Origin of the sequence: Nocardioides segetis (assembly GCF_051390595.1) — a bacterium.
Lineage (GTDB): Bacteria > Actinomycetota > Actinomycetes > Propionibacteriales > Nocardioidaceae > Nocardioides.
In genome coordinates, this window is sequence record NZ_JBNINR010000008.1 from 42,879 (window position 1) to 57,274 (window position 14,396).

Here is a 14,396-nt window from a genome sequence, read left to right on the forward strand (position 1 = left end):
GTCACCCATGACGCCCTCACCGTGCACAGTGCTGGTCCCGGACGCCGTCTTGGACGATCTCGTGCACCGGCTGTCACTCGTTCGCTGCCCTGTTCGCGAACTCTTCCGTCCGCTCCGCGGCTGACTCCTATCCCTGCCCAACCCACTTCCCGAAATGGAGGGGCGACGATGCCTCCCGTCTCCACACTGTCGCGATGCCTCATCGCGATCTTCTCGATCACCGCATTGTTCCTGGCGGCCTGTTCACCGGCAGCGCCAGGCACTGGTGGCACCGCGGAGCAAGACCTGGAAAAGGCCGACACCGAGCCTGGGGACATCACCCCGTTCTGCCCTGACGAACCGACGAAGGTCGTGTACATCAAGTCGGCCGGCGGACAGGTCTGGTCCGCGATCTCACATGCGGAGTTCGCTGCGGACGCTGCGAAGTGCCCGACCCTGCAGGAGTCCTGGTACAACGGGACATCCGGGCAGCTGGGCGCCATCGCCGCGACCAACGCCGCCGTGGCACAGGGGGCCAAGGTCATCGTGATCAGCCCCGATTTCGGTCCGTCGCAACTCCCGTCGATGCGCAAGGCCATGCAGGCCGGGGTCCGAGTGGTGTCCACCATCAACGACGTCGACGGGCAGAAGGGTGTCGATTACACCGAATCGCTGGTCTGGGACACCGACGCGATCGCCACCAAGCAGGCGCAGTGGCTCGCCGACAACGTCAAGACCGGCAAGGTGGCCTTCCTCGGCGGGCAGCCGGGGGCTCCGTCCACGCAGAAGACGTTCGACGCATTCAAGGACGCTCTCGCCCGGCTCGCCCCGGAGGTCCAGCTCGTGCCGGACACGTGGGTGCCGACGAACTGGGACGCCGGGGAGAAGCGCCGCGCGGTGGCCGGCCTGCTGGCCCAGAACGGTGACTACGCCGCCTTCGTCAGTGACTACGGCGCATCCGACGTCGGCGCGGTACAGGCGATTCTGGAGGCAAAGGCGCAGATGCCGGCGTTCCTCAACGTCGGTTCGTCCCAGGCTTGGGTCTGCACCGTGGGTCAGCACGGCATCCAGTGGCACGGACAGGACGGCACCACCCGGCTCTCTGCGGCGTCGCTGCGCATCGGTCTGGCTGCCTTGGCCGGTAAGGGCAGCCCCGAACCGGTGCCCTACGAGCTCTTCGTCTACGCCGACACCGCGGCCGGGAAGATGCCTTCCTGCGATCCGGACATCTCGCCCGATGCCGACCTGTCGTCGAGCCTCTCGGTCAACGCCCTGAAGGCGGTGCTCAGTGGCCAGTGAGACTGGAAAGCACGCGGCGCTGCGAACGGTGAAGACGGCCGACCCGGCAGTCGCGCTGGGCCTGCACCACGTGACGAAGGTCTTCCCCGGCGTGACCGCACTGGACGACGTCGACCTGGTGGTCCGCGCCGGTGAGGTACACGGGATCGTCGGCGAGAACGGTGCCGGGAAGTCGACCCTCATGGCGGTCGCCTCCGGTGCCCTCGTCCCCGAGGAGGGCACCGTCACTCTCGCTGGCGTACCGCTGCGGCCCGGCTCGACGCATACGGCGCGCGATCTCGGCATCAGCATCGTCCGGCAGGAACCAGCACTGCTGCCGGACCTCTCGGTCGCCGAGAACATGTATCTCGCGCTTTCGGCAGACAAACGCCCCGCCCTCAAGCAGCTACGGGCCTGGGCCCGCGAGCGCCTGGCCGCGTGGAGCCCTTCCATTGGCATCGACCCGGACGCGAGAGTGGAGGAGTTGAGTGCCGAACAGCGGTTCATCGTCGATATCGTCCGGGCGCTGGCGCAGGAGCCAGCCGTCCTGGTCCTCGATGAGCCGACCGAACACCTCGCGGCCGAGGACGTCGAGAGGTTGTACCGCGCCATTCGGGAGCGGGTCTCCGTGGGCGGTGCGGTCGTGTACATCTCCCACCGGATCCGCGAAGTCAGGCAGATCGCGGATCGGATCAGTGTCCTTCGCGACGGCGCTCACTTGGGGACGTACGAGGCGGCCGGGCTGACCGAGTCCGGAATCGTCGACCTGATTGTCGGACGAAGGCTGGAGACCGTCTTCCCGGAAAAGCTCGGGCCGGTGGGCGCGGAACCCGTGCTGACCACCCGCGAGCTGGCCGGGCCAGGTTTCAGCGGCCTGTCGATTGAGGTCCGGCCCGGTGAGATCGTCGGTTTCGCCGGTATCGAGGGGAATGGCCAGCGCGAGACTCTTCGCGCACTCGCCGGCCTCTCGCCGCGCACGGGTGCGATCGAGGTGGATGGTCGCTCTGTCGCCAAGCGAAACGGTGCGATCGCCTATCTCAGCGGTGACCGGCAGCGCGAGGGCATCTTTCCGGAACTCACCGTGCGCGAAACGGTCGCGCTACGGAACTTGAAGCCTCTCTCGCTGGCGGGTGTCATCCGGCCCGAGCGGGAGCGGGAGTTCGCGCGCTCGGCTGTCGATGAGCTGGGCGTCAAGACGCCGGGCATCGAGACCGCGACGACGACGCTGTCCGGCGGCAACCAGCAGAAGGTGCTCCTCGCCGGGGTATTGCGGCGGGACCCACGCGTGTTGCTCGTCGATGAACCGACGCAGGGTGTCGACGTGGGCGCGAAGTCCGAGATCTACAAGCTGCTTCGCGCGAATGCCCACGGCCGGGGAATGGGAGTCGTGGTTGTCTCGTCCGACGGCCTCGAGCTCGCGGGCCTGTGCGACCGCGTTCTCATCTTCTCGCGCGGGCACGTCGTCGAAGAGCTGGACGGCGATCATGTCAGCGAAGCCAGGATCACCCAGGCCGCGCTGACCGCCACCACGCAACGCGAAACCCGGCCGCGCAGGTCCGTGGCGAGCGTGGTCAGGTGGCTTGCCGGAGACACCGCGCCACTGGCGATGGTCGCGCTCGCGGTCGGCGTCCTCGGCCTGGCCGCCGCGACTGTGAGCCCGTACTACCTCACGTCCATCAACGTGACCGGAACGCTCGCGCTCGTCGCTGTGCTCGGCTTGGTCGCGCTGGGACAGACGGTGGCGCTCATGGCGGGCATCGTTGACCTGTCCGTTGGGCCGCTGATGGGATTCGTGGTCGTTGTCGGGTCGTTCTTCCTCACTGCGGAGTCCAGTAGTGCGGCCCGCCTGCTGGGGTGGGCGCTGGTGATCGCCGTACCGGTCGCGGTCGGCGTGGCCAACTGGATGCTCGTCGATCTGGTACGGATGAACTCCATCGTTGCCACACTGATCACGTTCATCGCGCTGCAGGCGTTGTCCTTGGTGCTTCGTCCGCAACCGGGCGGCTTGTTCGACATCCGGATCACCAACGCACTCGGTGGTGGGCTGGGAGTGATCCCGTACGGGTTCGTGTTCCTCGTCGTGGTCGCGATCTGTCTTCAGGTGGTCTTGCGCAGGACGAGCATTGGCCTCGCGTTGCGTGCTGCTGGTTCGGATCCCACGACCGCCGGGTGGAACGGTCTCGCACCGCGGCGGCTGCGCTTGCTCGCCTTCGTCGCCTGCGCAGCCCTTGCCGGGCTCGCCGGTGCACTGTTGATGGCCCAGGTCGGCTCCGGTGACCCCACGTCGGGTGCCGATTACACCCTGACCAGCGTCTCTGCCGCCGTCATCGGTGGCGCCAGCGTCTTCGGCGGCCGAGGGTCCTTCGTCGCGACGGTCGCCGGGGCGCTGCTGGTGACCCAGGCCATCGCGGCGGTCCCGTTCCTCGGCCTGGATCCCGCGTGGGCGTCCTATCTGCCGGGTGCGATGACGCTCAGCGCAGTCGCGGTCTACGCCGTGAGCCGGCATGCCGTGGCTGGGGGATCCCGATGAACAGACTCCGGATGCCCGTCGCCATGCCCGTCAGTTCCGCGGCGAGGCGGTCATGGCTGTCGAGCGGCCCTCACACAGGCATCGTGCTCGCGACCGTAGCGCTGTTCGCGTTGAGCGCGGTGCTCGTGCCGAAGTCACTGTCCACGGTCTCGCTCGGCGCGATGCTGCCGTTCTGGGGCGTTCTGGCAATCATGTCCGCCGGACAGACTCTGGTGATCCAGCAGCGTGGGATCGACCTGTCCGTGCCGGGAACGGTGAGTCTGGTCGGGATGAGCGTCACGGTCTTCATCGACCGCACGGATGCTCCGGTCTTGGCCGGGGTGGTGAGCGCCCTGATCCTGGGCGGCGTCATCGGCTTCGTGAACGGGATGATCACAACCCGGATCCACGTGACCCCGTTGATCACGACCTTGGCAGTCAGCGCCCTGCTCATAGGAGCGATGTTCAGCTACACCGGTGGCGTCGGGACTGCGGCTCCCAGCAGCCTCCAGGCTTTCGCGGCCGCGAGTCCGCTGGGCATATCCAGCTTGGCCTGGGTCGCTCTGGCCGTCGTATTGCTGGTCGCCGGGATCTCCACCAGGACCGTGGTCGGGCGCCGGTTCGTTGCTGTCGGTGCGAATCCGGCGGCTGCGCAGGCTTTGGGATTGCGGGCGGACAACTACATCGTGGGTGCCTACGTGGCGGCCGGGGTGTTGTTCGCATTCGCCAGTGTGCTCCTGGCTGGCTTCACCCAGAATCCGTCACCGACCATGGGAAATCCCTACCTGTTCCAGACGGTGATGGCTGTGGTCATCGGCGGCACCAGTGTGACGGGCGGACGTGGCAGCGTTGTCGCGAGTGCCGTTGCGGCGCTGTTCCTGACCCAGCTCGACCAGGTAGTCCTCACCTTCGGCGCGGGGCCGGCACTGCAGTCGCTCACTCAGGCCGGCGCGATGGCATTGGCGGTTGCCGGTGCCGCTTTGATCCAGCGAAAGGGAACCCGGGGCGCCTATGGCTGATGCCAAGCCACCGGGCCAGTACAGGCCGTTCTCAGGGTGAGAGGCGGCCGAACTTGACGGTCGTGACGTGCAGGCCGTGCGGTCAGACCGGCAGGTTGCAACGACGGCAGTGGCTGGTGCGGATCGCAGCGCGCAGCGGAAGGTGCATGGCTTCGCACAACCGCCCCGCGAGAAGGTCCGCTGCATCTCCAGGCGTTGCGGATGTGTGACGCGCGGCGCAACGACCAGAAGCTGTCGTGCAGAGGCGAACGAGTTCGGATCTGGATGTGAAACTTGCCTCCGCTTGAATCGCTTACCCCCGGCGTACCCCCGCGCTGCAATCCGTGCGATTCCATGCGTTGAATCCACGTCTGCGCAAGCGTGAATCCAGCCGTCCAGGACCCGGAAGGCCATTCGCAATGAGAAGGTCAGGGGTTCGAATCCCCTCACCTCCACCAGCAAGCAAGAACCGGCAGGTCGCCTCTGACCTGCCGGTTCTCGCGTTTCGGATGTGTCTCGCGTGGACTTCCGCGGACGGGATTCACCGAGATGGGCCGCTGCGCTCACCCCCGGTGCGGCGTGCGCGCCGCGAACGGCCTCCATGGTGCTGCGGCACAGTCGATCCGGTTGGGCTCGGCCGGTCTCGGACAACCTGCGCCGGGTCATGCGGTGGTACTTTCCCGAGCGCGAGCGCTGCGGACTGGCACGAGGCCCCGCGCCGTCGGGTGATTGACGAGGGCCGCAGGGGGTACCGCAGATCCGACCAGCGGACCCGCCACGCGCAGGTTCTCTGATTTCGGCCGGGGCGCCCTGCGTCCTGACCGACGGGTGTCCCATCGGCCCTCGCCGGTGGGACGCCCGGCCGTTGCGGCCCTGTGGCGCGGCTGAGGTTCTCGACCCGTGCGACGCCGGCGGATCTCCTCGCGCCGGGGATCGGTCTGGTGCGACGCGCCGTCCGGAGGGCCCGCCGTCGATGACGTCGGGGGGGCGAGGATGCCGTGGACGAACTGCTCAGGCGTCCTTCCGGAAGATGGCGGCGAGTGGTTCCATGATCCTGGCAGGTCAGGGCTTTCTCGGGCGCGGGCCGCAGCTACGGGCGAAGCGAGGGAAGTTGGTCGTGCAGCTGGGAACTCCGCGCGTCGGTCGGTTCACCTACGACGTGACGACCCAGGTGTGGAAGTGGGACGACGAGGTGTTCCGCATCCACGGTGTCGAGCCGGGTGGCCTCGAGCCGACGACGGACTACGTGCTGGGGTGCAAGCATCCCGAGGACCGTGAGCGCGTCGCGCAGGTCCTGTCCCAGGCGACGAACACCGGCGATCCCTTCAGCGTCTGCTATCGCCTCAATGCCGAGGACGGCGTGGAGCGTCGAGTAGTGCTGGTGTGCGAGGGCGGCGTGTGCGACGCCAGCACCGAGACCCCGGTGAGGCAGCTCGACGGCTACTACATCGACCTCACCGACGACTTCGCCCAGGCCGCCAGCGACGAAGCGCGCGAGGCCGTCGCGGCGTCGGCGGAGCATCGGGCAACCATCGAGCAGGCCAAGGGCAGCCTGATGCTGGCCTACGGTCTCGACGCGGACCAGGCATTCGCGATGCTGCGCTGGTGGTCGCGCAACAAGAACATGAAGGTCCGCGACATCGCCGAGCACCTCACCGACCTCTCCAGTGCCGGCGAGCTCACCGACAGCAGCCTGCGGCGCACTGTCGACAATCTGCTCCACGACGCGCCCAGCAACGCCGCCGAGTGACGCCGGGCGCCGTTCGTCGTCGTGGAAGGGCCCGAGGGCCCATGCGCGGCACCGGCGTCGGCGCGGACCTCATGGCGTCCATGGCGGTGCGGTGGTCACCACGACGCGCGGCGCCCCGGGTGCGGAGCCCGAGGATGCGGACAGCGACCCCGGACGGCTGGTAGCCCACCGACCGTCCGGAGCCTCTGGGACGCCGCCCGTTGGCAGACCTGCCTCGTTGGCGTCTGCCTGTCGTCGTACCCGCCACGACTCGAGGCACTCGGGAAGTCGTCTGCTCCGACCTCCGCGGCCGCGGCGCGGGCCGGGCCGGGCCGGGCCGGGTCAGCGGCGGAACGGCATGCGGGAGCTTCCGTACTCGTCGAGCGCCCGGACGGCGCGGTCGGGGTCGGAGGCGACGTAGAGCTGGGACGCCTCGAGGTGGGCGCGGATGAGGGAGACGCTCTTGGTGACGTGGCCGGCCATGATCGCCGAGGCGATCGCACCGTGCGCCTTGATCACGGCGCGGCGGAGCTCGAGCTCGGGGTAGCTCTGCTCCTGGGTGGCCTCGCGCGCCCAGTTGCGCTCCTGGGAGCTCCAGACGCTCTCGAGCATGCCGGCCACGACCCGCATGGTCTGGTTGCCGGCGGCGTCGACGAGGGCCTCGTGGAAGCGGGTCGACGCCTCGGTGAAGGCGCTGCCGTCCTCGACCTGTGCGGCCGCCTCGGCGTTGAGTGCCTTCAGCGCGGCGCCGACCTCGGCGTGATCGGAGCGCTGGGCCGCCTGCTCGACGCACAAGGGCTCGATGAGGTTGCGAGCGGCGGCCAGGTCGGTCATCGGCACCGACTGCGAGTGCAGCAGCAGGCCCATGTGGTAGGCCGCCGTGTCCGGGGTCGGGCTCGTGATGACCGTGCCGCCGCGCTTCCCCCGCCGGACGGTCAGGAGGCCCTCGGTCTCGAGGATCCGGAACGCCTCGCGCAGACTGGGGCGGCTGGCCGGGAACTCGTTGAGGAGGACCGTCTCCGGGGGGAGCTCGGAGCCGTCGACCAGGTCTCCCTCGATGATCCGCAGGCGGAGCCGCGCCGCGATGGCCTCGGCCACGCGGGGCGTGCGCAGCGGGAGTGGCCCGCCGCCGCGCCCGGACGACTGTCCAGCCTCGACACCCATCACAGCGCTCCGTTCTTGGTGTGAATCATTTAGACGGATCCTAGTGGTCGGTCGCCGCGTTGTCCGGCACCCGCGCCCAGGCCGAGCGCCGCGGCGTCCACGGCGCGAAGCCCCGGCTGGTCGTACCTGCTGAGCAGCCGGCCGTCGTAGCGGAAGGTCTCCCCGGTCACCTCGCCCGCAGAGTCGGAGAGCAGGGCGACGATCAGTGGCGCCACCTCGTCGGGGTCGCCGAGGCGAGGGCGGTCGGCGCGGACGTCGGCCGCCGCCATGGGCGTCTCGGCCAGAGGGGACACGGCGTTGACGCGGATGTTGGCGGCGCGGCCCTCGAGGGCCCAGGCGGCGGTCATCGCGGCGACCGCGCCCTTGGTAGCGCCGTACGCGCTCTGGCCGGGGATGCCGAAGCGGGCGCCGGAGACGACGGTGACCAGGGACCCGCCACCGGTCCGCGCCATGGCGGCCATGGCGTGGCGAGCCGTGAACATCACGCCCAGGACGTTGACCTCGACGATGCGGCGCAGGTCGGCCTCCCGCTCCTCCCAGGGCAGGGCCTCGTGCTTCACGCCGGCGTTCGCGACGCAACCGTCCAGGCGGCCGAAGGCGTCGAGAGCACGGCGCGACGTCCGCTCGGCGACGGACCAGTCGCCGACCGAGCCCGCGACCGGCTCGGCCCGGCCCCCGAGCTCCCTGACCTTCTCCGCCGTCCGCTCGACCGCGGCGGCGTCGATGTCGTTGACGACCAGCGTGGCACCTTCGCGCGCGCAGGCCAGGGCGTAGGCCAGGCCCAAGCCGCCGCCCGCCCCCGTGACGAGCACGACGCGGCCCTCGAGGAGGCCGGTCACGATCGTGCCTCGCCCGTCGCCTCGACCAGCCGGCGCACCGCGGCCCGATCGACCTTGCCGGTGGCGTTGGTCGGGATCGAGTCGACGAGCGCCACGATCTCCGGCTGCTTCTGCCGGGCGAGGCCGGCTCCCGTGACGCTCCCGCCGATCTCCTCGATGGTGAGGTCGGCACGCCGTGACACGACGGCGGCGCCGATCCGCTCGCCGAGGCGACCCCCGGGTACGGCGACCACCGCGACCGCTGCCACGTCGGGGTGGGTGGCCACGGCCTCCTCGATCTCGCGGACGCTGAACTTCTCGCCCCCGCGATTGACGATGTCCTTCGCCCGCCCCGTCACCGTCAGGTAGCCGTCGGGGTCCAGCCGGCCGAGGTCGCCGGTCCGCAGCCAGCCGTCCGGGGTGAACGCGGCGGCGTCCGCGTCGTCGCGGACGTAGCCCAGCATCATCTCCGGCCCGCGGAGCAGGAGGTGGCCCTCGGTGCCGGGCGGCACCTCGGCGCCGGCATCGTCGACGACGCGGAGCTCCACGCCGGGCGCCAGCGGGCCGTCGGTGCCGGCGCGCCGGGTGAGGTCGTCGAGCTCGCTCGCCAGGGTGGCCGTGGGCAGTTCCGTCATGCCCCAGCACCGGTACGCCGCGACACCCAGCGCGTCGGCGCGTCGGACGAGCTCGGGCGGCACGGAGGCGCCTCCGCAGCAGTACTGCACCAGCGACGAGGAGGCGAGACCTTGTCGCTCGTAGGCGTCGAGGAGCTCGCGCAGGAAGGGGGTGGCGCCCGCCATGTAGGTCGCGGCGTGCTCCTCGATGAGGGCGACCCCCTGCTCGGGGTCCCAGCGGTCCATGAGCAGCGCCGCCGCGCCCACCTTGGCCGGGATGAGGAAGCCCTGCAGCAGCCCGGTGATGTGCGTCATCGGCGAGGCCATGACCATCGTGTCGCGGAACGTCAGGCCCCAGGCGGCGATCGTCGACCGGAGCTCGTGGCCCACCCCGGCCACGGAGTGCAGGACCCCCTTCGGCAGCGACTCGGTGCCCGACGTGAACAGCACCAGGCACGGGTCGTCGGGCCGGGTCTCGACCGACGGCAGTACGCCGCGCGGCGCGTCGTCCAGTCGCGTCCACCCGGGGTGCCGGCCCGTGGTCAGAAGCCGGACGGCCGGCGACACGCCGGTCTCGCGACACGCGGTGTCGAGCTCGTCGGCGTGGTCGCGGCGGCTGTCCGGGCCGTGCCAGGTGACCAGCGCGGCGGGGCCGACCTGGTCGAGGACGGCCGCGATCTCGCGTGGACCGTAGACGGGAACGATCGGACTGCTGACCGCTCCGATGCGCCAGACGGCAGCGGCCACGGCGATCGCGTCGGGGCCGGTGGGGAGCATCCACGACACGACGTCGCCGGGTCGGACGCCGCCGCCGGTGAGTGCTCGGGCGACCTCGTCGGACCGTGCGGCGAGCCGGGCGAAGGTCCAGGCGCCCTCGGCGGTGATGACGGCGGGCCGGTGCGGCCAGCGGCGCGCGCCCCCCTCGAGCATGTCGCCGAGGCCCTCGCCGGTCCGCAGGCCGCGGCGACTCCAGTCGGCGAGGACGTCCTCCGGGACGCGGGGGGCCCGGTGGGGGAGCCGGGTCACGACGGGTCCTGCCAGACAGCGGGCCGCTTGGCGGCGAAGGCCCGGGGACCCTCCAGCGCGTCGGGATGCGCCCGGTGGCGCCGGATGAGCTCCCAGCCGAGGTCCAGGTCGGTGGCCAGGAGACGCTCCTCGAACCTGCGGAGCACCCGGCGGCTCAGACGCACGGCCTCCGGCGAGCCGCGACGCACGGAGGCGGCCAGCTCCTCGCCGCGGTGCGCCAGACGCTCGGCGCCCACGACCTCGGACACCAGACCCGCCGCCCGGGCGGCCTCCGCGTCCAGCACCTCGTCGCGACCGAGGAGCACCATGCGCATCAGGACGTCGGGACGCATCCGGAAGCGCAGCAGCAGCGGCTCGAGAGCCGAGACCTGGCCGATCGAGACGTGGGGGTCGAGGAAGCGCGCCGTCTCGGAGGCGACGCAGATGTCGGCGTCGGCCACGAAGTGGAGGCCCCCGCCGGCGCACACGCCGTTCACGAGCACGATCACCGGCACGTCGACCCGGTGCCCGGGCACGAACCGCAGCTCGGCGGCGGCGTCGTCGCCCACGCGCTCGCGGGGCGCGCCCAGCATGCTCGTGTCGGCGCCCGCACAGAAGGCGCGGCCGGCGCCGGAGATCACGATGCACCGCAGGGCGGCAGCGACGGCCGCGTCGGCCCAGAGCCGGTCCAGCGCATCCATCATCGCGAGGTCGAGCGCATTGGCGGCGTCCGGACGGTTCAGCGTCACCACCAGCGTCCCCCCGTCGACCCGGGCGAGCACGGGTCCCTCGGTGCGGACCAGTGCGGAGAGGTCGGCTGCCGTCATGTCGGAGACCCTACTTGACGAGTGATTGGAATCATATATATGTTTTAGCACATCCAAATGTTGCTGACGCAAGGAGATCACCCGCCCATGCACGACTTCATCCAGTCGGCGCTGATCCCGGGCCTGTCCCAGGGCGCTGCCTACGGGCTCATGGCGATCGGCTTCGCCGTGCTCTTCGCGACGACCGGGGTGATCAACTTCGCCCACGGCCAGCTCGTGATGCTCATGCCGGTGCTCGTCCTCGTGGTCGTCGACGCGGGGCTCCCCGTGTGGCTCGCCTTCGTCGCCGCCGTCGTGGCGCTGGTCGTCGTCGGCCTCGCGGAGGAGTGGGTCGCGGTGCGTCCCTTCGTCCAGTCGGGATCGTCGGTGTCGTGGATCCTGTCGACGCTGGGCGTCAGCGTGATCCTCGCCGAGCTGGTCTCGGTGCCGTTCGCCGGCGAGTCGCGGGCGTTCGGGCACGGGATCAGCTCGACGAGCTTCGATCTCCTGGGCTTCCGCGTCTCCTGGGCCGACCTCGCCTCGGTGCTCGTCCTGGCCGGAGCGGCGCTCGCGCTGATCCTCTTCTTCGGTCGCACCCGGACGGGACTGGAGCTCCGGGCCGTCGCCGAGGACCTCGACGGTGCCCAGGCCATCGGGATCTCCAAGGCCCGCGCCTCGCAGATCGCGATGACGCTGTCCGTCCTGATCGCCGCCGTCACCGGCATCCTGGTCGCCTCGACGCAACTGGTGGGTCCCGCCCTCGGCATCAACTACACGTTCTACGGTTTCGTGGCCGCGGCGATGGGAGGCATGGGCAGCATCGGCGGCGCTCTCGTCGGCGGTCTGACCGTCGGCGTGGTGAGCCAGGTGGCCGGCGTCTACCTCGACGGCCTCTCCGTGAATCTCGCCGTGTTCGGCCTGCTGATCCTGGTCTACCTCGTGCGGCCGCACGGCCTGTTCGGCGTCGCGCCGGTCCGGGAGGTCTGACGGTGCTCACCGACATCCGCGACTCCCTCGCCGGCACGACCCGGCGCGCGCTCGACCGCGTCCCCCTCCCGGTCCGCCGGATCGCCGCCTTCCCACCCGCCCACGGGCTCGTCGTCGTCGCCGTGGCGGCCGCCCTGCTCTCCTCGTGGGGGCCGCTGTCCTACAACGGCTACGTCCTCCAACTGATCGCCGTGTACGTCGTCGCGACACTCGGCCTCAACGTCATGACCGGGTTCGCCGGTGTGCTCTCCCTCGGTCAGGGCGCGGCCTTCGCCATCGGCGCCTATGTGACGGGCATGCTGGCGGGGACCCAGGGCTGGGCGTTCTGGGTCGCGCTGCCGATCGCCCTGGTCGCCGGCATCGCAGTCGGCATCGTGGTCGGCGCGCCGGCGGGACGCCTGGGCGAGCTCGGACTGGCGATGGTGTCGCTGGGCGCCGTGCTCGTGGTCAACGACATGATCGTCACCTTCCGGTCCGCGACCGGTGGCAACGACGGCATCGCCGGCATCACCGCGCGGTGGGGCTTCGATCTCGACGATCCCGGCTCACCCACGACCACCGCGATCCTCATCCTCCTGGTGGCCTACCTCGCGTACTGCCTGCACGCCTTCTACCGCCGCTCACGCCTCGGCCGCGCCACGGCCGCCGTGCGCGACGAGCCGATCGGCGCGTCGGCCCTCGGCGTCCAGGGGTACGTCGCGAAGGTGCTCGCCTTCGCCCTCGGCTCGGGCCTGGGGGCGCTCAGCGGCGGGCTCTTCGCCTACCTGTCCGCATACATCGCACCGGACGCCTTCTCGCCCAACCTCTCCATCCTGTTCCTGGTGATGGTGGTGCTCGGCGGAGCCGGCTCGATCATCGGACCCGTCGTGGGCACCGTGATCCTCGTGCTCGTCCCGCTGCAGCTCGACGAGTACCCGCACGTCAACGTGCTCGTCTACGGCGCGCTGCTCGTCGTCCTCACGAGGGTCCGGCCGCGCGGCATCGTCAGCCGGACCGCCAGCGCGGCGCCGGGAGCGACGAAGGCGCTGCTCGCGTCGCCGTCCGTCGAGATCCCCGAGCGGAGCAGGGGAGACGTCGTGCTGGAGGTCCGGGATCTCGCGCGGTCCTTCGGCGGCGTCCGGGCGCTGGGCGGGATCGATCTCGACGTGCGCCGGGGAGAGGTCCTGGGCCTCGTCGGACCGAACGGATCCGGCAAGACCACGGCGCTCAACGTCATCTGCGGCCACTACGCGCCGACGGCCGGGACCGTGACGTGGCGAGGGCGCTCCATCGGCGGGCTCCGGCCCGCCGAGATCGCCCGACTGGGCGTCGCCCGCACCTTCCAGACGCCGAAGACCTTCGACGGGATGAGTGTCGAGGAGCATCTCGCGATCGCCCCGGCCTCGACCGACCCGGAGCTCGAGCTCGCGTGCCGGCAGGCCGCGCGCGAGCTGCTGCGCCTCGGCGGGCTCGACCCCTCCGACCCGCGGGCGATGAGCCGCGAGAGCCGGACGATGAGCCACGGCCAGCTCCGCTTCCTCGAGGCGGCCACCGCGGTCAGCGCCTGTCCGGGCCTGCTGCTGCTCGACGAGCCCGCCGCCGGCCTGTCGGCGTCCGAGATCGCGGGCTTCGAGGCCGTCGTCGGCGACCTCGCGGCCGCGGGCGTGGCGGTGGTCATCGTGGAGCACCACCTCGACCTGATCAGCCGTCTCTCGGACCGGATCGTCGTCCTCGACCTCGGCACCGTGCTGTGGCAGGGCGATCCGGACGGACTTCACGACGACGCGGCCGTCCGGGCCGCCTACCTGGGGGTGTCATGACCGAGCGACTCGCCATCGAGGACCTGACGGTCCGCTACGGCGGCGTCAGCGCCGTCACCGGACTGACGCTCACGGTGGAGCCCGCGACCTGCACGGCGCTGCTCGGCGCCAACGGCGCCGGGAAGACCTCCACCCTGCGGGGCATCACCGCGTTGGAGCCCGCGCAGGGCCGCGTGCTCCTCGGCGAGCAGGACGTGTCCTCGTGGAGCGCCAGCCGGCGCGCCCGGACGGGGATCGGTCACGTGCTCGAGGGACGGCACGTCTTCCCCGGCCTCACCGTCGCGGACAACCTCCGGGTCGCCGCCGGCCGGGCGAAGGCGGCGCCGATCGTCGACCCGCTCGAGCTGCTGCCCGAGCTGGTGCCCCATCTGGACCGCCGCGCGGGTGGGCTCAGCGGCGGACAGCAGCAGATGCTGGCGATCGCCCGGGCCGTCGCGGCGGCACCGCGCGCGATCCTGCTCGACGAGCCCACCAACGGCCTGTCGCCCAAGCTGGTCGACCGGATCATCGAGATCGTCGCCCTCCTGCGCGACGCCGGCTTCGCCGTGCTCCTCGTGGAGCAGCGGCTCGAGGTCGCCCAGGGCCTCGACGCCGACGTCGTCGTCCTGCGCCACGGCGTCGCCGAGCACCGCGGCCGCGGCAGCGACGGCGACCTCGCCGACGTCCTCCATCACGCCTACCTGTCGTGACCACCGAGAGAAGGAGAACCA

11 protein-coding genes are annotated in these 14,396 nt (G+C 70.9%); 7 read left to right on the forward strand and 4 right to left on the reverse strand.

From position 1 onward, the window contains the following. The first annotated feature begins 168 nt into the window (after nt 1–168). The 4 genes from ACPZVR_RS15570 to ACPZVR_RS15585 all read left to right on the forward strand — a co-directional run bounded on the left by ACPZVR_RS15570 (nt 169) and on the right by ACPZVR_RS15585 (nt 6,514). Entirely contained in the window at nt 169–1,278 is a 1,110-nt protein-coding gene (locus ACPZVR_RS15570; RefSeq protein WP_436700518.1) for a substrate-binding domain-containing protein, read from the forward strand. Further along, nucleotides 1,268–3,787: an ATP-binding cassette domain-containing protein gene (locus ACPZVR_RS15575; RefSeq protein ID WP_436700519.1), complete on the forward strand. Its 2,520-nt coding sequence runs from the start codon at nt 1,268–1,270 to the stop codon at nt 3,785–3,787. The genes ACPZVR_RS15570 and ACPZVR_RS15575 overlap by 11 nt, the downstream gene beginning before the upstream one ends. A gap of 83 nt (nt 3,788–3,870) precedes the next feature. Further along, nucleotides 3,871–4,785 (forward strand): ABC transporter permease, encoded by a 915-nt coding sequence (locus tag ACPZVR_RS15580; protein WP_436700520.1) that lies wholly within the window; start codon nt 3,871–3,873, stop codon nt 4,783–4,785. A 1,096-nt stretch (nt 4,786–5,881) separates the two neighbouring features. Next, nucleotides 5,882–6,514 (forward strand): PAS and ANTAR domain-containing protein, encoded by a 633-nt coding sequence (locus ACPZVR_RS15585; RefSeq protein ID WP_436700521.1) that lies wholly within the window; start codon nt 5,882–5,884, stop codon nt 6,512–6,514. Nucleotides 6,515–6,835: 321 nt separating this feature from the next. On the opposite strand, the gene ACPZVR_RS15590 is transcribed toward ACPZVR_RS15585, so the two are convergent. From ACPZVR_RS15590 to ACPZVR_RS15605, 4 genes are read right to left on the reverse strand one after another with little or no spacing between them, the layout of a single operon-like run. Further along, nucleotides 6,836–7,657, reverse strand: a complete 822-nt coding sequence (locus tag ACPZVR_RS15590) for a FadR/GntR family transcriptional regulator (RefSeq protein ID WP_436700522.1) — start codon at nt 7,655–7,657, stop codon at nt 6,836–6,838. Nucleotides 7,658–7,686: 29 nt separating this feature from the next. Next, nucleotides 7,687–8,496, reverse strand: a complete 810-nt coding sequence (locus tag ACPZVR_RS15595; protein WP_436700523.1) for an SDR family NAD(P)-dependent oxidoreductase — start codon at nt 8,494–8,496, stop codon at nt 7,687–7,689. Further along, entirely contained in the window at nt 8,493–10,115 is a 1,623-nt protein-coding gene (locus ACPZVR_RS15600; RefSeq protein WP_436700524.1) for a class I adenylate-forming enzyme family protein, read from the reverse strand. The genes ACPZVR_RS15595 and ACPZVR_RS15600 overlap by 4 nt, the downstream gene beginning before the upstream one ends. Beyond that, complete coding sequence (locus ACPZVR_RS15605) at nt 10,112–10,921, reverse strand: enoyl-CoA hydratase/isomerase family protein (protein ID WP_436700525.1); 810 nt, start codon at nt 10,919–10,921, stop codon at nt 10,112–10,114. Before ACPZVR_RS15605 ends, ACPZVR_RS15600 begins: the two co-directional genes overlap by 4 nt. An 87-nt stretch (nt 10,922–11,008) precedes the next feature. Between ACPZVR_RS15605 and ACPZVR_RS15610 the strand changes: the two genes are divergently transcribed. From ACPZVR_RS15610 to ACPZVR_RS15620, 3 genes are read left to right on the forward strand one after another with little or no spacing between them, the layout of a single operon-like run. After that, nucleotides 11,009–11,887, forward strand: coding sequence for a branched-chain amino acid ABC transporter permease (locus ACPZVR_RS15610; protein WP_436700526.1), 879 nt, complete (start codon nt 11,009–11,011; stop codon nt 11,885–11,887). A 2-nt stretch (nt 11,888–11,889) separates the two neighbouring features. Beyond that, nucleotides 11,890–13,686, forward strand: a complete 1,797-nt coding sequence (locus ACPZVR_RS15615) for a branched-chain amino acid ABC transporter ATP-binding protein/permease (protein ID WP_436700527.1) — start codon at nt 11,890–11,892, stop codon at nt 13,684–13,686. Then, a complete protein-coding gene (locus ACPZVR_RS15620; RefSeq protein WP_436700528.1) occupies nt 13,683–14,375 on the forward strand; it encodes an ABC transporter ATP-binding protein in 693 nt (230 codons plus the stop codon). Before ACPZVR_RS15615 ends, ACPZVR_RS15620 begins: the two co-directional genes overlap by 4 nt. Nucleotides 14,376–14,396 lie beyond the last annotated feature (21 nt).